Annotated in this window: 14 protein-coding genes; all 14 read left to right on the top strand. The window is 60.4% G+C overall.

Annotation, left to right across the window (positions count from 1 at the left end):
* Positions 1 to 357: 357 nt before the first annotated feature.
* The 14 genes from PTZ19_RS03375 (at position 358) to PTZ19_RS03310 (ending at position 18,924) form a co-directional block, all read left to right on the top strand.
* A complete protein-coding gene (locus tag PTZ19_RS03375) occupies positions 358 to 2,223 on the top strand; it encodes a bacteriocin maturation protein (RefSeq protein WP_422614966.1) in 1,866 nt (621 codons plus the stop codon).
* Complete coding sequence (locus PTZ19_RS03370) at positions 2,220 to 4,178, top strand: TOMM precursor leader peptide-binding protein (RefSeq protein WP_276352366.1); 1,959 nt, start codon at positions 2,220 to 2,222, stop codon at positions 4,176 to 4,178. Before PTZ19_RS03375 ends, PTZ19_RS03370 begins: the two co-directional genes overlap by 4 nt.
* 23 nt (positions 4,179 to 4,201) lie before the next feature.
* Positions 4,202 to 5,773 (top strand): SagB family peptide dehydrogenase, encoded by a 1,572-nt coding sequence (locus PTZ19_RS03365; protein WP_276352365.1) that lies wholly within the window; start codon positions 4,202 to 4,204, stop codon positions 5,771 to 5,773.
* 101 nt (positions 5,774 to 5,874) lie between these two features.
* The gene (locus PTZ19_RS03360; protein ID WP_276352364.1) at positions 5,875 to 6,780 is read left to right on the top strand and encodes an aldo/keto reductase; all 906 of its coding nucleotides are present in this window, start codon (positions 5,875 to 5,877) and stop codon (positions 6,778 to 6,780) included.
* Between the two features lie 174 nt (positions 6,781 to 6,954).
* On the top strand, positions 6,955 to 9,033 hold the full coding sequence (locus tag PTZ19_RS03355) for a PAS domain-containing protein (protein WP_276352363.1): 2,079 nt from the start codon (positions 6,955 to 6,957) through the stop codon (positions 9,031 to 9,033).
* Between the two features lie 72 nt (positions 9,034 to 9,105).
* Positions 9,106 to 10,407: a sensor histidine kinase gene (locus PTZ19_RS03350; protein ID WP_276352362.1), complete on the top strand. Its 1,302-nt coding sequence runs from the start codon at positions 9,106 to 9,108 to the stop codon at positions 10,405 to 10,407.
* A complete protein-coding gene (locus PTZ19_RS03345; protein ID WP_276352361.1) occupies positions 10,404 to 11,057 on the top strand; it encodes a response regulator transcription factor in 654 nt (217 codons plus the stop codon). The genes PTZ19_RS03350 and PTZ19_RS03345 overlap by 4 nt, the downstream gene beginning before the upstream one ends.
* Before the next feature lie 279 nt (positions 11,058 to 11,336).
* A complete protein-coding gene (locus PTZ19_RS03340) occupies positions 11,337 to 11,801 on the top strand; it encodes a chemotaxis protein CheX (RefSeq protein ID WP_276352360.1) in 465 nt (154 codons plus the stop codon).
* A gap of 1 nt (position 11,802) precedes the next feature.
* The gene (locus tag PTZ19_RS03335) at positions 11,803 to 12,162 is read left to right on the top strand and encodes a response regulator (RefSeq protein WP_276352359.1); all 360 of its coding nucleotides are present in this window, start codon (positions 11,803 to 11,805) and stop codon (positions 12,160 to 12,162) included.
* Positions 12,163 to 12,172: 10 nt separating this feature from the next.
* Entirely contained in the window at positions 12,173 to 14,017 is a 1,845-nt protein-coding gene (locus PTZ19_RS03330; RefSeq protein WP_276352358.1) for a methyl-accepting chemotaxis protein, read from the top strand.
* Positions 14,018 to 14,048: 31 nt separating this feature from the next.
* The gene (locus tag PTZ19_RS03325; RefSeq protein WP_276352357.1) at positions 14,049 to 14,477 is read left to right on the top strand and encodes a chemotaxis protein CheW; all 429 of its coding nucleotides are present in this window, start codon (positions 14,049 to 14,051) and stop codon (positions 14,475 to 14,477) included.
* A 10-nt stretch (positions 14,478 to 14,487) separates the two neighbouring features.
* Positions 14,488 to 16,494 (top strand): chemotaxis protein CheA, encoded by a 2,007-nt coding sequence (locus tag PTZ19_RS03320; RefSeq protein WP_276352356.1) that lies wholly within the window; start codon positions 14,488 to 14,490, stop codon positions 16,492 to 16,494.
* A 33-nt stretch (positions 16,495 to 16,527) separates the two neighbouring features.
* Positions 16,528 to 18,120 carry a methyl-accepting chemotaxis protein gene (locus tag PTZ19_RS03315; protein ID WP_276352355.1) on the top strand — a complete coding sequence of 531 codons (1,593 nt, stop codon included), beginning with the start codon at positions 16,528 to 16,530 and terminating at the stop codon, positions 18,118 to 18,120.
* A gap of 12 nt (positions 18,121 to 18,132) precedes the next feature.
* Positions 18,133 to 18,924, top strand: a complete 792-nt coding sequence (locus tag PTZ19_RS03310) for a CheR family methyltransferase (RefSeq protein ID WP_276352354.1) — start codon at positions 18,133 to 18,135, stop codon at positions 18,922 to 18,924.
* Positions 18,925 to 18,941: the final 17 nt, after the last annotated feature.

The raw sequence follows: 18,941 nt of genomic DNA, 5'->3' as shown, positions 1-18,941 counted from the left end.
TACCACATCCGCTAATTTGCCGATCCCGCCATCAGACCGCCGAAATAACGTACCACATCCGCTAATATGCCGATCCCGCCGTCAGACCGCCGAAATCACGTACCAAATCCGCTAATTTGCCGATCCCGCCGTCAGACCGCCAAAATAACGTACCACATCCGCTAATATGCCGACTCCGCCGTCAGATCCCCGAAATAACGTACCACATCCGCTAATTTGCCGCATGGTTCAACCCGCGCAACAAAGCGTTTCACTCGCAGCTATTCATAATTGGACGGGTGAAGCCACGTCTTCCGGAATGATAGACAAATTTCCCGACATACGCTTGAAGGAAGCGGATTGAAAGGAGTGGGGTGCTTGGACCCGTCCATGCGGCCGAAGGTGTCGGGGGACGCCTTCTACCTTCCCGATCCCGAAGGGATCGTCTATTTTCGCGGAAACCGGGGTTCATTCCGGATGCAAGGCCCAATGATCGACCGGTGGATCGAACAACTCGTTCCGATGTTCGGCGGCGAGCATACGCTTGCGGAGTTGACCGACGGGCTGCCGGAGCCCCACCGGAGCCGCGTGTTCGAAATCGCGGCGACATTATACGAGAACGGGTTCGTGCGGGACGCCGGCCGGGACCGGCCCCATCGGCTCGCCAAGCCACTGCTGGAGAAATACGCCCAACAGATCGAATTCCTCGATGCCTTCGGCGGGTCGGGCGCGGCGAGATTCGAGGATTATCGGCAAACACGGGTGCTAGCCGCCGGGAACGGATCGATCCTCGTGTCCCTCGTGTCCGCGCTTCTCCATTCGGGTATGCCGAAATTCCGGGTCTTATCGGGCGGCTTGACGGAAGCGGAGCGGAACCGGATTCGGGAACTGGCCGCTTATGTCCGCCTGACGGATCCGGAGACGGAACTCGGGGAGATCGGGGAATCGCCGGGAAGCATCGAAGGGTGGGAGAAGGAAGTCGCCTCCTGCCAGGCCGTACTCTATGCCTCGACCGGGGAAGACCTGGCGGAGTTCCGCAGCCTGCATGAGGCGTGCCTGCGGCGGGACGTCCCGCTGCTGCCCGCGCTTCGGATCGCGCAGACGGGCGTCGCGGGCCCGCTTGTCCGCCGTTCGGACGGCTGCTGGGAATCGGCGGTGCGCCGTCTGCACCGCGGGGCCATCGAGAAAGATCCGGCGTTGCATGCGATGTCCCCGACGGCCGAAGGGCTGCTGGCGAACGTGCTCGTGTTCGAGCTGTTCAAAATGCTGACGGAAGTCTCGGTGCCGGAGCTGAAAAACGAGATTTACGCGCTCGATTTGGAAACGCTGGAGAGCGCGAGGCATCCGTTCCTGCCGCATCCGGCCGTTGCGGGACGGCGGGATCCGAAACCGCTGGAAGCGGCAGCGGTTCTCCAGCTGCCGTCCGCGCAAACGCAAGCCGGAGATTTTGCCGCTCTCGTGACGAACGTCTCCCGAATCACTTCCCCGGTAACGGGCGTTTTCCAAGCCTGGGACGAAGGGGATTGGGAGCAGCTGCCGCTTTCGCTCTGCCGCGTCAGGCCCGCCGATCCGCGGAGCGAAGGGCCTGCGGAGCTGCTGCAGGAGCTCGTGTGCGGCGGATTCACCCATGAGGAAGCCAGGCGCGAAGCCGCGCTGGCCGGTATCGAGGCGTACGCGTCGCGGGGGTTCGGCGAGCCGGGGCTGGCCCTGGGCGCGGGATTCAGTCCCGCGGAAGGCGTTGGCCGGGCGATTCGCCATCTATTGCGCGAGCGGTTAGGCGTTCCGATCCGGGAAGCGGCGCCGGAAGGCATTGTCGCGCCGGAAGCGGATATCGATGACGAACGGGCTGCGTTTTATTTAAGGTCATTAACGATCATGCAGGCGGAACCGGAGATTTGGGCAGGCCACGCGCTTCTCGGGTTCCCTGTACGGTGGGTCCGCAGCGGAGAACGCTGGTACGGCGCCGTCGGGCCGACGCCGGCGATGGCCCGGCGCGAAGCGCTATTGCTGGCCGTGCTGGCGATCCAGACGCGAGATCGGATCCCCGATACGGCCGAAGCGGCGGAGCGGATCCGCCCGGCACCGGAAGCGGCCGAATGGGAATCGTCGTTCGGCAATGGCATCCGCCTTCTGGAGGAACAGGGGTTAGGGCCGGAGATCGACGACGTTTCGGCAGAGCCGTTCATGAAAGAAATTTTCGCCGGTGTGTACGGCGTTCGGCTGAAAGGGGAGGAGGCGCCGTGAAAGCCGCCGTCGCGTTGATTGGCGAGGGGACGTTGGCGGAAGAGGTGGCGGAGCGGTTGAAGGACCGAATGAAGGACCGGTTCAGACTCACCCGCCGGCCGGATTTCCGGGACGGCCCTCCCCGCGATGCCGATCTGGCGCTTGTGCTGAGCGACGGATGGTCTCCCGCTCGGCATTTGGACGCCGAGGAAGCGTTCCGGCAGACCGGCACGCCGTGGCTGCGGGGCGGCGCGCTATTCGGCGAAGGCTTCGTCGGCCCTATCGTCCGCCCGGATCGGCCGGGATGCTCGCAATGCGCGGACCGAAGGCGCATGATGACCGGGCGGGACCGAAAGGAAGCTTGGATGATCAAACAAGCCATCGTGGAAACGGGCGGGGAGCGCGAGGACGTATGGGCTTCGCTGCCGGGTCTTCGGCAGCTGGCTCTACTGATCGCGGAGGAGACGGAGCGCTTGCTGGAAGGGAGCAGCTCCCGGACCGACCAACGAATGCTGTTGATTAATTTAACGACATTAACGATAACCGGCCATTCCGTGTTGCCGGATACCGCATGCCCCATTTGCGGGTCAATGCCGGAGGATGACGCCGAGGGCGCGAGGATTCAGCTGCGGGAAAGCCCGAAGACGGGGCCGGGCAATTACCGCACCCGATCGCTCGGCGAGTTGGAGGAAGGCCTGCTGCGGGATTATTGGGATAACCGGACGGGCTTGCTGAACGGCAAAGTGTACGACTTGCTGTCCCCGTTCGCCGACGCCAGCGTGAATCTGCCTCTGTTCGAAGGCGACGAAGGGACGGCGGGTCGCACCCACCGTTACCCCGACAGCGTGCTGGCCGCGATCCTGGAAGGTTTGGAACGGCACTGCGGCGTCATGCCGCGCGGCAAACGGACCGCCGTCCGGGACAGCTTCCGGCGGTTGGGGGAGTCGGCGCTCGATCCGGCATCGGTCGGCCTCCATGCCGAAGAGGGGTACGCGCGGCCCGACTTTCCTTTTCCGCGTTACGACCCGGACCGCGAGATGGACTGGGTGTGGGGTTATTCGTTCCGGCGGGAACGCCCGATTCTCGTGCCCGAGCGGCTGGCGTATTACAGCGCCGGCTGCGGGGAGGGCTTCGTCTACGAGACGTCGAACGGATGCGCGCTGGGAGGCAGCCTGGAGGAAGCGATATTCTACGGCATCCTGGAGCTTGCGGAGCGGGACTCGTTCTTGCTCACCTGGTACGCGCAGCTGCCGCTGCCGAGAATCGATCCCCGCTCCGCGGGAGACGCGGAGCTGGACCTCATGATCGAGCGGATGAGGTCCGCGGCCGGCTACGACGTCCTGCTCTTCGACGCCACGATGGAATACGGCATCCCGTGCGTCTGGTCGATCGCGAAAAACCGGGGAAACCGCGGCTTGAATCTGCTCTGCGCGGGAGGCGCCCATCCCGATCCGGTGCGGGCGGCGAAAGGCTCGATCCATGAGCTGGCCGGCATGGTGCTGGCGCTAGGATCCCGGTTCGAGGAAGGCCGGGAAACGTGGAAGGAAATGCTCTCGGACCCCGGCAAAGTCCGGGCCATGGAAGACCACTCCATGCTGTACGCCCTTCCGGAAGCGGAGAGCCGGTTCGATTTCCTCCTTGATCCCGCGCGTCCGACGCGTTCTTTCGCCGAAGCCTACGGTTCGCCCGCCCCTTGGAACCCCGACCTGGCGGCCGATTTGCGGAAGCTGATCGATGCCTTCCTCAAGCAGGGCCTGGACGTCGTCGTGGTGGACCAGTCCTCGCCGGAGACGCTTCGCAACGGGCTCCGTTGCGTCAAAGTGATCATTCCGGGGCTGCTGCCGATGACGTTCGGCTACCACTTGACCCGGCTCGCCGGACTGGAGCGCGTGCTTCGGGTTCCCGCCCAACTCGGATATACGGAGCAGCCGCTTACGCCCGCGCAACTCAACCGCCATCCGCATCCGTTCCCGTAATCCGTTCTCCGGAGGATCAACCCATGGACAAGGAACTTCTCCGATTCGTAACGGAGCTGCATTTCGAGACCGACAAAGCCAAACCGCACGATTGGGAGGCGGATTGGGAAGACGCCCCGCTGCCCTACAAGCTCTACCGGGGGGTACCGGCCTTCGATCTGGCGGCCGATTTTCCGCTGACGCTGGAAGATTCGCCTGCCGGCGGTCAACCCGCCGCCCGGAGCCTGGGGTATTTTCTCGGATACGCGTATGGCATAGCGCAGATCAGCCGGTCCGTGCCACTGTCGGGCGAGCAGGCCGAAATCGCGCTGGGCCGGCGGGTCGTCCCGTCGGGCGGAGGGCTGTACCCGAACGAACTGTACGTCTACCTCAAGCTGCCGGACCTGCCGCGGGGCGTCTTTCATTACGATGCGGCCCATCATCGGCTTCTGCTCCTCCGCGAAGGCGATTTCGACGACGTGCTGGAGCAGGCGCTTGGAGAACGCTGCGACCTGTCGGCTTGCTTCGGGGCCGTGTTCGTATCCGCCGTGTTCTGGAAAAACTTTTTCAAATATTATCATTTCTCCTACCGGCTGCAAGGTTTGGACGCCGGCGTGCTGCTCGGACAGCTGCTCGAGTCGGGAAAGCGTTTCGGCTACGGCGCCGTCGTCTGCTATCAGTATCTCGACCGGGTAATCGGCCGGCTGCTCGGATTGAATGAGGGCGAAGAAAGCGTCTATGCGGTCGTTCTGTTGACGGACAGCCTCGGGCGGAAGGTGCGGAAATCCGGTTCGGAAACCCGGCGCGCCGGCGCGGAGGAACTGCTGCGGCAGCTGCCGGAGCTGAATCACGCGCATTACGTCCGTTCCCGCCGGATCCGGGAATACCCGATGCTGCTCCGGATGGACGCCGCGTCGCGGATCGAATCGGCGGAAGCGTTCCGGTTGCGGGAATTCAACCGGGAAGACCCCGGCGGATTCCCCCTGATCCGGCTGCCGGAGACGTCCCCGCGCCCGTGCGATTTGGCTGTCCTGGCCCGCCGGAGGTACTCGCCGGAGACCGACTTCGTTCTGAAGCCGATCGGTTTGCCTTCGCTTGCGGAGTTGCTGCGGCAGACGTTGGACGATGCGCGGTACCGCAACGATCTCGCCCGCTCCGACGAGGAAACCGGACCGCTCGCGGAACTCGTCTTTTGCGCGTACGGCGCCGAAGGGCTGGAGAACGGGGCTTATCGGTACGACGGCGAAGCGCACGCGCTTCGCCTGATCCGCCAGGGAGACCATCGGGCTTGGCTGCAATACGCCACGACGTTCCCTAACGTCAACCTTTCCCAAGTCCCTCTATGCTTCCACGTAACGGGCGACCGGGAACACGGCTGCCCGGGCTTCGGACCGAGAGGCTACCGCATTCAGCAGATGGAAGCGGGGATGCTGCTGCAGCGCCTGCTGCTGCGCGCCGCGGCGGCCGGGTGGGGGGGCCGGCCATTGCTCAGCTACGAGGCGGAAGCGATCGACGATCTGTATCGGCTGCCCGCCCGGGGCGATACGGCTTTGATCCAAGTGCCGGTCGGCCCCTACCGTTACCGTGCGAGATGGGAAGGCGGGTTGTTCCGCTGACCGGATGCCATGCCCGCGCCGACGCGCGGGCTTTGCTTTTGGTTTTTGATAGGAGGTAGATTATACTAGTGACTGAAACCGTATAAGAGGAGATGGTCAACGTGGAGAGACGAGTTTACGGCAGAACCGGCATGGATGTAAGCGTATTGGGCTTCGGCGGAGCCGAAATCGGCTTCCGGGGCGCGACTCCCGCGGAAGTGGACAAGCTGCTCGGCAGCGCGCTGGATGCGGGCTTGAACGTCATCGATACCGCGGAGTGCTATAAAAACAGCGAAGAGCTGATCGGCCAGACGGTATCGCACCGCCGCAGCGAATATTTCCTGTTCACCAAATGCGGCCATGCGTCCGGTCTGGACACGCCGGACTGGGATCCGGTTACGCTGGAAGCCAGCATCGACCGCAGCCTGAAGCGGCTGAAAACGGATTATGTCGACCTGATCCATCTGCATAGCTGCTCGAAAGAGGTGCTGGAGCGGGGAGAGGTCATCGAGGTGCTGGAACGGGCCCGCGAAAAAGGCAAAACGCGCTTCATCGGATACAGCGGAGATCACGACGCGGCGCTGTACGCCGTACGGACGGGGCGGTTCGATTCCTTGATGACCTCCTTCAACATCGCCGACCAAGAGCCGCTGGACCAAATTCTGCCCGAAGCGGCGAGCCGGAACATGGGCGTCGTGATCAAACGGCCGGTCGCCAACGTGGCATGGCGGTTCCGGGAGCAGCCGGATCGTTCCGCTTATGAATACGAGTACTGGAACCGTCTTCAGAAGCTGGATTACGGGTTCCTGAAGTCGGGAAGCGCGTCGCCGGAAACCGTCGGGGTCGCGCTGCGCTATACGCTGTCGGCCCCCGGCGTCCATACGGCTATCGTAGGAACGTCCAACCCGGGACGTTGGCAGGAAAATGCCCTTCTCCTGCAAGCCGGCCCCCTCGCGGAATCGGAGTTCGCGGGCATCCGGAACCGTTGGAAAGAAGTTGCGGAGCCCGACTGGATCGGACAAGAGTAAGCGAATGGGCGCAAACGAAGGGTTGCGGGATCCGCAGCCCTTTTCTTTTGCAATGTATGTCGAAAATTGTGGAATCTTGGTAATAATTAGGTCTATATACCTATGATCAAAAGACTCGCTAGGCGTAAAATTTACGAGTGGAAGACGTTTGAACACCGGGGGAGCGAGTACATCATGTGCAGCGTCGGCGACGGAACCCGCGCGGATGACGCATTCGCCAGGGAGTTTTGGGAGAGCCCCGATTTCGCGTTATGGTCGTTCGACAAACGGACAAACCGGGCGGCGATTTCCAAGGGAATGGTCCATCTATTCGGATACGGGGAAGAACAATTCGCTCGCAATCCTTGGCTCTGGCGAGACGTCGTCCATCCCGACGACGCGAAGTTGGCCGAAGACTTCATGGCGACCCTCGATTCCGGCATCGCGAGCACGTTCGAACGCCGGATCGTCCATGCCGGCGGCGAAGTCAAGTGGGTGCGGACGATGGCTGCTCCGATCATGGACGAGTTCGGGCGGGTCGTGAAGGTCAACGGAATCGACCTGGACATCACGGAAGCGAGACGGCGCAAAGAAGAAGAAAGCGAGCAAGAGCGGACGATCCGCGATTTGCTGGAAGACGCGGGGGCGGCCATTTGGACATACGATGCGGGATCGCGGCGGTTGGACGGAATCGCCGACGCGTTGGCGCGGGTGACCGGTTATCCCGCGGAGAATCTCGCGCGGGACGATGTTTTGAAAACCGTCATCGATCCGGAAGATCGGATTCCGTTCGAACGTTATATCGAGCGTTTATGCACCGGCGAGGTAGAAGCAGGCGAGTTCCGGATCTCGCGGGCCGACGGCGAGATCCGCTGGATTCAAGTGAAAGCCGCCGTGAGCCGCGGGGGCAGGGGAGACGTCCGCAAGCTGCATGGACTGATTCTCGATATCACGGAACGGAAACGGATGGAACAAACCCTCCATCGCAGCGAGCAGCGCTATAAATCGCTGTTCGAACGGCATTCCGACCCCATCGTGGAATTGGACCGCGACGGACGGATCCGGGCGATGAATCCCGCGGCCGTCCAGGCGCTCGGTTCGGACTTCTCCGGGCAGCGCATCGAGAAGACGGCGGATTTCATGAGCCCCGACGCGGAGCGTATGGCGGTCCGTCAGTTCCGAAAAGCCGCCCGGTACGGGAAGTCCCCGCAATACGAATTGACGACTTTGCTTCCGAACGGGGAGTTCGCGGATTGGCAGGCCAAAAACGTGCCGATCTACGTAAACGGACGGATTGACGGCATGTTCGTGATCGGGACGGACAATACCGGCAAAAAGCAGGCCGAACGGGCGCTCGCGGCCAGCGAAGCGATGCATCGCCTCATCACGGAGAATATGCAGGATCTCGTTGCCATCGTGGACTCGGACGGAGTGATCCTCTATGCGTCGCCTTCGTTTCGAATGGTGCTTGGGTATGATCCGTTGTCGATGATCGGAAACGACTGCTTCGACTATTTGAACCCCGGCGAAGAGAAAGACAAGGCGGTCGCGGCATTCGTCGACCTGAAGATCTACGGAAACAGCGCGCACGTTCGGGCGCGCTGCCGGCGGTCGGACGGATCGGAACGATTCTTCGATTTCGTCTGCACTCCGGTCGCGGGCGTTTCCGGACGCGTCGAGCAGGCGGTGGTGGTCGGACGGGACGTGACGGAAGAAGTGCGCTATGAGGCGGCCTTGCTGGAGAGCGAAGCGCGGTACCGCAAAATCGTGGAATTGTCCCCATCGGCCATCGTCGTCTATCGGAACCTGCAGGTCACCTACATTAATCCTACGGGTCTACGGATGCTGGGGGCGGATTCTCCTCTGCAAGTTCTCGGCATGAATCCGCTGGATCTCGTCCATCCCGATCGGCGGGATTACGTCCAAGGCCGCATGGGAAACACGGTGAAGACGGGGTTCAGCGCCGCGGCCGAATACCCGATCGTCAGCTTGGACGGAAGAACGGTGGACGTAGAGGTTACGGCCATATACGACGCCGCGTCGGAATCGGTCCAACTGGTATGCAACGACGTTTCCGCGAGGAAAGAGGCGGAGAGAGCGCTCTTGGAGAGCGAGGAATTCAATCGGCGGCTGGTCGAGTTGCTGCCGGAAGCGGTCCTCGTACATAGCGATTACCATTGCATATTCGGCAATCCGGCGGCTTGTTCGCTCTTCGAAGCCCAAGAGGGATTGGCCGGCTATCCCGTCGCGGAGCTCATCCATCCCGAGGATTAGCCGAGGGCCGTCAGCCTGCTGGACAAGGTGTATCACGAACGCTATACGAGTCCGTTGGAAGAACAAAAAATCTTGCGGATTGACGGCTCTTGGGCGAATGTGGAGATCATCTCCGCCCCCATCCTCTACCAAGGAAAAAACGCCGCCATTTCGGTCCTCCGCAACATTACCGAAAGGATCGAAGCGGAGCATCTGCGCCGAATGGCCGAAGAAAAGCTGCGGATCAGCGAGAACCGGTATTTTCGCCTGCAGGCCAGCTTGGACCGTTTTTCCCACGATTTGTTCGGCGTCCTCAAAATCCCGGAATTGGAGGACCGGCTCGTCAAGGAAGTAGGAGCCATGCTGCCTGCGGAGCGGATCAGCTTGCTTGAGGTCAGCGGTCAAGACCGCGTGTCGAGCAGGCGGGGGAGCCATCTGCCGATGATGAAGCCGAAGACGCTCTGCCGGCTGAGCCGACAGCTGCCGATCTGCAAGGTAACGGAAATTCCCGAGGGCAACGTGCTGAAAATCGGGGAATTCCAGGGTGCGGATTATTTGCTGTTCATCGGGGAACGGCCGCACCTGCTGGAGCTGGAACCGGTCAAAATATGGCTGGAGACGATCTGCAGGTACGTCAGCGTGCTTTACGACAATTTCCGCGCGATCGAGGATTTGACCCGCGAGCTGGAACAGGCGGCGGGCCGGAAGCAGGCACCGTCCTGGCTGCTGCGGCTGCTGTTCCGCTTGAACGAACACGAGCGGAGGAGATTGGCGCAGGATCTCCACGACGCGGCTCTGCAGGAGCAAATCATCTGGTATCGGAAGCTGGACCAACTGTTGTCGGACTCCGGCATGCCGCCGGCCGCGCGGGAGCAGCTGGAGCGGATTTCCCAGGGGCTTCTGGACGTCATCTACCAAATCAGGCTTACGTGCGTGGATCTGCGGCCGCCCATGCTGAAGGAAGAAGGGATCGTCGCCGCGCTCGAATCGATGTTCGAATTCACGCAGCTCCGTTCCGATTACTCGATCCGGTTTCAAACCGACGGCTTCCGGACGCCGCTGTCGGAGGACCAAGCCATCGGCCTCTACCGCATCGTGCAGGAATTGCTCGCCAATGCGAGCAAACATTCGAATGCGTCGTCGGTTTCCTTCAAGCTGACCCAATCGGCGGGTTGGATCGAGTTGGTGTACGATGACGACGGCATCGGCATGGACTTGGAGAAAGCCGGCGACAATTTCGTCAGCATGGGCGTATACGGCATGAAGGAACGGGTGCACAGCTTGAACGGAACCATCGCGTTCCGTTCCTCCCCCGATCAAGGCTTAACCATATTCATCCGTTTTCCCGTCACGGAAGCGGAATCGAATCCCGGCGAAAGGCAGGAACCATCATGATCGACGTCTTGCTGGTTGACGATCATCCGGCCGTCATGGAAGGGACCAAATTGCTGTTGGAACAAGAAGGGGACATTCGGGTCATTTTCGCGCAAACCGCGGAGCAGGCGCTGCAATTGGCCGGGGACCGGCCGTTCGACGTCATGCTCATCGACCTTCAAATGCCCGAGATGAACGGAATCGATCTGGCGAAACGCATTTTCGCCGGCGTGCCGGACGCGGTGATCCTGATTTATACCGGTTACGAATTCAAAAACCATTTCAACCTGATGGTGGAAGCGGGGATATCGGGATTCGTGCTCAAAACCGCAAACCGCGAACAGTTGGTCACGGCGGTCCGTTGCGCGCTGAGAGGCGAAGCGGTCCTGCCGGTCAGTCTCGTGAAACAGCTCCGGAAACTGTCCGCGCCGGTCCGGCAGAACGAAACGCCGGAAGAAAAACTGGCTTTGTCCGATCGGGAGATCCGGATTCTCGAAGACATCGCCGAAGGAAGAAGCAACAAGGAAATCGCGCTCGCCCTGCACATGAGCCAGCGCTCTCTCGAATACGGCTTGACGGGACTGTTCCAAAAGCTGGGCGTCAAGTCCCGCGTCGAGGCCGTCATGAAAGCCAAGCAGCTCGAACTCTTGGGCGCCGAGACCGTCCGTTAACCCTCCGTTAACCCTCCGTTAACCCTCCGTCCTTTTCCCGACATGTTCCTCCCCATAGCGTAACTCGGCAAGCCTCTTCCCCTTCGGAGAGGCTTTTTTCGCGTACCCGCATCATAAACATCCAATTTTCGACAAAATTCCGCAAAAAATTTGCGCGACCGCGCAATCGATTTTCGGTTACAGGAACATAGACCCAGCACTATGATCATTATGAGTTCCAAACGTTGACATATCAGGGTCGGAAATATGAGTCTATAGACCCAGAAGCGAGAGGCGGATATGAATCTGAGTTCGGAAAATCAGGCTTTGATCGATAGTCTGGTCGCGTCCATCCGGCAGGTCGTACCCCAGACCGTCACGCCGGGTGAAGCCCATCCGGTGGAGGATGCGGTTGCGTTGAACGACATCGGCGTTATGGTCGGGATTACCGGCGACTTCCATGGACAAGTGGTCCTTCAGGGAGGCGACGCCGCATTCGGTCAATTGGGGGCGAGCATGTTCGGCATGCCGCTGGATGGCGAGATGCTGCACAGCTTCGTCGGCGAATTGGGGAATATGGTCGCGGGCAACGCGGCCACGCTGGTAGCCGGCATAGGGAAAAGGATCGACATCACGCCGCCGGCGGTGATGCGCGGACAGCTGCAATTGTACGGATTCGAACAGGGGTTCCGGATTCCGCTGACGCTGGACCCCGGCGGAGAGTTAAACCTCATCGTGAAAATTAACGACCAAGGAGTTGCTTAACATGGCGAAAGTGCTGGTAGTCGACGATGCGGCGTTCATGAGGATGATGCTGAAGTCCATATTGGTCAAAGGGGGACACGAGGTGGTCGGCGAAGCCGAGAACGGCGCCGTAGCCGTCGATCAATACGCGGCCTTGAAGCCCGACCTCGTCACGATGGACATCACCATGCCGGTCATGGAAGGGATCGAGGCGGTCAAAAAGATCGTTTCTTCGGATCCTGCAGCGAAGATCATCATGTGTTCCGCGATGGGACAGCAAGGCATGATCGTGCAGGCGATCCAGGCCGGGGCGCGGGACTTCATCGTGAAGCCGTTCCAGGAAGAACGCGTGCTCGAATCGATTCAAAAACTCGTGGGGTGAAGGAAAATTCATGTGGAATTGGACCGTAAGAACCCGATTGATTCTCGTTTGCCTAGTCATTCTGATTTTGCCCAGCGCCGCGATCGGATGGTTCTCCTATCAAAGCGCGGCGGACAAAGTATCCGCGGAAATCGAAACGAACGCGATGCAGAACGTGCAGACCGTGAATAACCAAATCAACGAGTTGATCCAATCCGGCTTGGCCGACGCCGATTATTTGGCGAAATCGGTCAAGGGCACGATGGTTGCCGGCGATCAGACCGCGGAAGCCGACCGCATCCTGGAACCGTTCAAAGCGGTGAAGCCGCAGCTCGACAACGCCTTCTACGCGACGGAAACGGGGAAGTTCCTCATTTATCCGTTCAAGGCCATGGAGGAAGGATTCGATCCCCGCACCCGGGCTTGGTATCCCGCCGCGATGCAGAATAACGGCCGTGCGGTCGTGAACGATCCGATGATTTCGGCGGACGGAAAAGGCTCCGTGATCGTCGTGACGTCCGAAGCCGCCGCCGACGGTTCCGGCGTGGTCGGCGTCACCATCAACCTGGCCAGCTTATCCAAGCAGATCAACCAAATCAAAGTGGGGAAAAAAGGCTATGTCTTCATTTTGGACAAAAGCCGGAAGTACGTCACGCATCCGACCGCGAAGCCCGGGACGCCGAACGAAAGCCCCCACGTCCCGAAATTTTACGAGAAAGATTCCGGAACGCTGAATTACGCCTTAAACGGAAGCGCCAAAAAAGCGGTATTCCTGACCAACGAGACGACCGGCTGGAAAATCGTCGGAGCGATCGAGACAAGCGAAATCGCGGACGCGACCCGCTCCATCCTGTATACCACCGTGATCGTCATCGTCATTTTCGTCATGGTCGGAGCGCTGCTCACGGTGTGGATCGTCCGTTCGATCACGCAGCCACTCAGCCGCTTGATGGATGCGACGGGGAAAATCGCGGAGGGCGACTTGTCGGAGGAGGTTCCGGTCCGCAGCCGGGACGAGCTGGGGCGGCTTTCCGCTTCGGTCAACGCCATGGCGGGCAAGCTGAGGGATCTGATCGGGGAGATCGTGCATACGTCGGAAAGCGTCGCCGCGTCATCTGAACAAATCTCGGCCAGCACCGAGGAAATCGCCGGCGGAATGAACATGCAGTCCGAAGCCGTCCAGCACATGCAGGAGCGATTCGGCGAGTTGTCTTTGGCCGTGGCGGCCGTGGCATCCAGCGCGGAAGAAGCCGCCAGGCTGGCTTCCCAGACGTCCGCGATCGCCTTGGAAGGCGGGGATGTCGTGCGGAAGTCCATCGAAAGCATGGGACAGGTCGGGACCCAAATGGAACGGTTGGAGTCGGACTCCGCCAAGATCGGGGAAATCATCGAAGTGATCGACGATATCGCCGAACAGACCAACCTGCTGGCACTCAACGCGGCGATCGAAGCGGCCCGTGCCGGCGAACAAGGCAGGGGATTCGCCGTCGTCGCCGACGAAGTGCGGAAGCTCGCGGAACGGAGCGGCGAAGCGACCAAGCAGATTACGTCGATCATCAAGGAAATGCAAGAGAACACGCACAAGAGCGTAACGGCGGTCACCAGCGGGGTCAGCCAGACGCGGGAAACCGGGGAAGCGTTCGACCGCATCATCGCCATGGTTTCCGAGACCGAGCACAAGGTCGGGGAAATCGCCGCCGCGAGCGAGGAGCAGGCCGCGCAGTCGGATGAAGTGATGCGTTCCATCGAGAATATTTCGGCTGCCGCCGAAGAAGCGGCAGCGGCTTCGGAAGAAACGGCCGCCACGTCCCAGACGCTTGCCGTACTCGCCGAAAAGCTGCACGCGTCGGCGTCGGTTTTCAAGGTCAAACGATAACGAAGCGAATTCCATCAAAGAGGGTGCGACCATGCAAGCGACGGAAAAGGACCAGTACGTCGAGTTCGGAATCGAAGCGGAACAATACGCCATTCGGATCCACGATATCCACGAAATCATCAAGATGCAGGAAATCACGCAGATCCCCAGCGTGAAACCGTACGTCAAAGGCGTGATCAACCTTCGAGGGAAAATCGTTCCGGTTCTCAGCCTGAGGAAACTGTTCGGCATGGAAGAAGCGCCTGCCGAGAAATCGACCCGGATCGTGGTCGTCAACCATCTCGAGGACACGGTCGGCATCATCGTCGATCGCGTCAACAAAGTGGCGACGTTCTCCGACATTCAGCCGCCTCCGGATCGGGTCGGCGGCATCGACGGCAACTTTTTCGTCGGGATCGGACTGACGGCAGGCGGGCTCGTCGGCATTCTCCGCCTCGATGAAGTGCTGCTTCACGAATAAGGAGGCCGCCATGCTGAACGAATATAAAGAGGTTTTCCTGGAGGAATTGGAAGAACAGCTTCAGCTGATGGACGAGTTCATCTTGAAGCTGGAGCGGGAAGGCGGTTCGGATGACGCCGTCCAGAGCTTGTTCCGCGCCGCCCATACGCTAAAGGGCTCGTCCGCGGCCATGGGATATGAAGAAATGAAACAGCTCACCCACCGCATGGAGCATCTGCTGGATCGGGTCAGGGCCAAGAAAACCGCGGTGACGCCGGAGCTGATCGACCTTCTGTTCCGTTCGCTCGACAACCTGAAACTGCTCAAGAACGGCATCGTGGATTCCGACGCGCCCCGGGCGGACATCTCGGACAACGTGAAGGCGCTGGAAGCGTTCGAACGCCGCGCGGAGGAAGCGGCAACCTCGGCCGCGGCGGAGCGGGACGCCGGATGGACGCGGCCGGTTCTCTCGCTTTCCGACCGCTTGAAAGTGAAAGAGCAGAAGGAGAAAGGACACCGCGTCTATTGGTTGTCCGTCGGCATCGCGCCGGAGTGCGTCATTCAAGGCGCGCGTGCCTACGTCATCCAAACGATGCTGTCCGAATGGGGAGAAGTGCTGCTCGCTTCTCCGGAATACGAGAGCCTGGAAGAAGGCTATACGGAATCGCTGACCTTAACCTATCTCTATGCCGGAACGCAAGAGGCCGATGAGATTCGCGAGAAGGTCCAGGGGCTGGCGGACGTGGCGGACGTAAAAGCCGAGCCGGTGGACACGGCGGAAACCGAAATGGCGGCCGTTCCGCAGGCGGCGGACAAGCCGACCATGGAAGATCCGCAATCGGCGGCCAAGTCGAAATCCCAGACGATCCGCGTCAGCGTGGACCGGCTGGACCACTTGATGAACCTGGTCGGCGAGCTGGTGATCGACCAGACGCGGATCCAGCAAGTCGAACGCACGCAGAGAAGGCGGTTCCAGGATCCTTCGGTCAGCGAACTCGGCCATATCTCGGACCATCTGTCGCGGATCATCGGCGATTTGCAGGAGAGCGTCATGAAGGCCAGGATGCTTCCGATCGAACAGCTGTTCAACCGGTTCCCCCGGATGATCCGGGACTTGTCCCGAGAGCTGGGCAAAGAGCTGGAACTCACGATGGAAGGCCAGGACACCGAGCTGGACCGCACGTTGATCGAAGAGATCGCCGACCCGCTGATCCATCTGATCCGCAACGCGGTCGACCACGGACTGGAAAGCCCGGGAATCCGGGAGCAGAGGGGCAAACCCCGCAAAGGCTCGCTCGCGATCCGCGCCGCGCATGAGGACAATCAAGTGGTCATCTACGTCGAAGACGACGGCGCGGGGATCGATCCCGTCAAAATCAAGGCGTCGGCGGCGGACAAAGGCATCATCTCCGCCGAAGAAGCGGAAACGTTGAGCGACCGGGAAGCGATCCATCTCATTTTCCGGCCGGGCTTTTCGACCGCTCAGCGGGTCAGCGACGTATCCGGGCGCGGGGTGGGCATGGACATCGTCCGCAGCCATATCGAGAAATTGAACGGTCTCATCGATATCGAAACCCGGCTGGGCGAGGGGACGAGCTTCAAGATCAAGCTTCCGCTGACTTTGGCGATCATCGTGGGATTGCTGGTCAAGGTGAACGGGCAGACGCTGATCATCCCGATGTCCAACATCGCCGAGATCGTCAGGGTCACCCGCGGGGACATCCAGAACATGCAGGGACAGCCGGTCGTCATGATCCGCCACCAGGTCATCCCCGTCGTGAGCATCCACGACCGCTTCCGTTCGGAGAACCGACGGGAAGAGAAATCCCAAATTCCCCTGGTCATCGTAGGATCGGCGGAGAAGCGGCTGGCGCTCGTGGTGGACGATCTGATCGGCAACCAGGAGATCGTCATCAAATCGCTGGGCGCTTATATCGGCAAAGTGGAAGGTATCGCCGGGGCGACGATTCTGGGCGACGGAAGCGTGGCGCTGATTTTGGAAATCGCATCGCTGTTCCATCGGAACGTCGGCCAGTAAAAATAACAGGGCAAACGATGAGGTGCCGCATCCATGAAATGGTTCCAAAACCTGAAAACATCCATGAAGCTGATCTCCGCATTCGTCGTCATGTGTATCATCATGGCTTTCGTCGGCTGGTCCGGCTTGAACAGCACGGGCAAAATCAAAAGCTCGATGGACGACCTGAACGACAACAGCTTGCTGCCGATCGTTTATTTGACGGACGCCAAGTATTTGTACCAGAGAATCCGCGTGAACATCCGGGATATGGCGTATATCGCCGTTACCGATCAGGAGAACAACGATTACAAGGATAAAATCGAAGGCTTCAAAAAAGAACTGCTGGCGGATATCGACAAGTATAACGCGACGGAAAAGACCGATGCGGAAAACGAAATGCTCGCCAAGTTCCAACCGGCATGGGAAGCGTATTCGAAGCTGATCGATCGAGGATACGCGTTGAACGAGAAAAACGAGGTGGAAGCGTTCGCCGTGCTGTTGAAGGGAGAAATGAAGCAGAGCGGGGACGAGCTGCAACAGGTGCTGGACGATCTTGTCGCGCTCAACGTTAAAATCGCCGGGGAAACGAACGATCAAGGCGACGCGCTTTACAAATCCACCCGCGCGACGACGCTCGCGGTCATCGCCGTTGCCGTTTTGCTGAGCATTTTGCTGGGCTTCTGGATCTCCCTGCTGATTTCCCGGCCGTTGAACCGGACTTTGGCCGTGGTCGACAAGGTGTCCCAAGGCGATCTTCGGGAAACGCTCGACATCGAGACGAAGGACGAGGTCGGCCGTCTGGCCGCCGCGGTCAACCGCATGATCCGGAACCTGCGTTCGACGGTCGGAAGCATTCAGGCGTCCGCCGAGAGCGTCGCCGCCGCCTCCCAGCAAATTTCGGCCAGCACGGAGGAAATCGCGAGCGGAAGCTCGACCCAGGCGGGAGCGGCGCAGACGATGACGGAGCTCTTCCGCGAGCTGACCGACGCCATCAACGCCGTCGCTCGCAGCGCGGAGCAAGCGTCCGAGCTCTCGGGCCGCACCGTGACGGTCGCCCATGAGGGCGGGGAAGTCATCCGCTCTTCCATCGAAGGCATGATCCAAGTCAACGACCAGATGCAGCTGCTCGAACAGGATTCCAACCGGATCGGGGAAATCATCGAGGTCATCGACGACATCGCGGAGCAGACGAACCTGCTGGCCTTGAACGCGGCGATCGAAGCCGCCAGGGCGGGCGAACAAGGGCGCGGGTTCGCCGTCGTCGCGGACGAAGTCCGCAAGCTGGCGGAACGGAGCGGCGAAGCGACCAAGCAAATCACCTCGATCATCAAAGGCATGCAGGCGAATACGAAGACGAGCGTGAAAGCCGTGACCGAAGGCGTCGCTTCCTCGCGCCGGACGGGAGAGGCGTTCAAGAACATCGTGGACATGGTGAACGAGTCCGCCGGCAAAGCGAACGAAATCGCCGCCGCCAGCGAGCAGCAAGCCGCCCAATCGGGCGAATTCCTGTCCTCGATCGAGAGCATATCCGCGGCGTCGGAAGAGGCGGCGGCCAGCAGCGAAGAGACGGCCTCCACCGCGCAGTCGCTCGCCCTGTTGGCGGAAGACCTCAACCGGTCCGTCTCCCAGTTCAAAATCCGATAAGGCGGGATTCCCATGTCGTCCATGACGGCGTCTGACCTCGATTTCGAGCAGTTCAAAACGAAGCTGAAAGCCAAAACCGGCATCGATCTGTCGCTCTACAAGGAAAACCAGATGAAGCGCCGGCTCATCAGCCTGAGGGATAACAAAGGTTTCAAGACGTTCGGCGAATTTTTCCGGGCGTTCGCCGCTGACCGCAAGCTGTTCGAGGAGTTCCTCGACCACATGACGATCAACGTCTCGGAATTTTACCGGAACGCCAAACGTTGGGAAGTGCTGGAGCGGAAGATCGTGCCGGATTTGCTGAAGCGGAGCCGATCCCTGAAATGCTGGAGCGCGGCATGCTCGACGGGGGACGAGCCCTATACGCTGGCCATGATCCTGCTCGGTTCGCTCAGGCGCCACGAATTCCAGGTGCTGGCGACCGACATCGACGAAGGCGCGCTCCGCAAAGCCAAAGAAGGCGTCTATCCGGCCCAATCCGTCCGGGAAGTGCCCAAAGCCGTCCTCGGCCGGTTTTTCCGGGCGCAGGGCGCGACGTACCGCGTGACCGAAGAAGTCAAGCAAAACGTGACGTTCCAGCACCATAACCTGCTCGCCGATCCGTACGGGCAGCAATTCGATTTGATCGTCTGCCGCAACGTGCTGATCTATTTCACGGATGAGGCGAAAGATGCCGTCTACGCCAAATTCAGCAAAGCGCTGAAACCGGGAGGGTACTTGTTCATCGGCGGAACCGAGCAAATCTTCCAACCCGCCCGATACGATTTGGAACCAACCGAAACGTTTTTCTATCAGAAGGTCTGAATCCGAAACCAAGAAAA

Origin of the sequence: Cohnella caldifontis, from assembly GCF_029360585.1 — a bacterium.
GTDB classification, from domain to species: Bacteria; Bacillota; Bacilli; order Paenibacillales; family Paenibacillaceae; genus Cohnella; species Cohnella caldifontis.
This window is presented reverse-complemented; position numbering and strand designations above follow the sequence as displayed.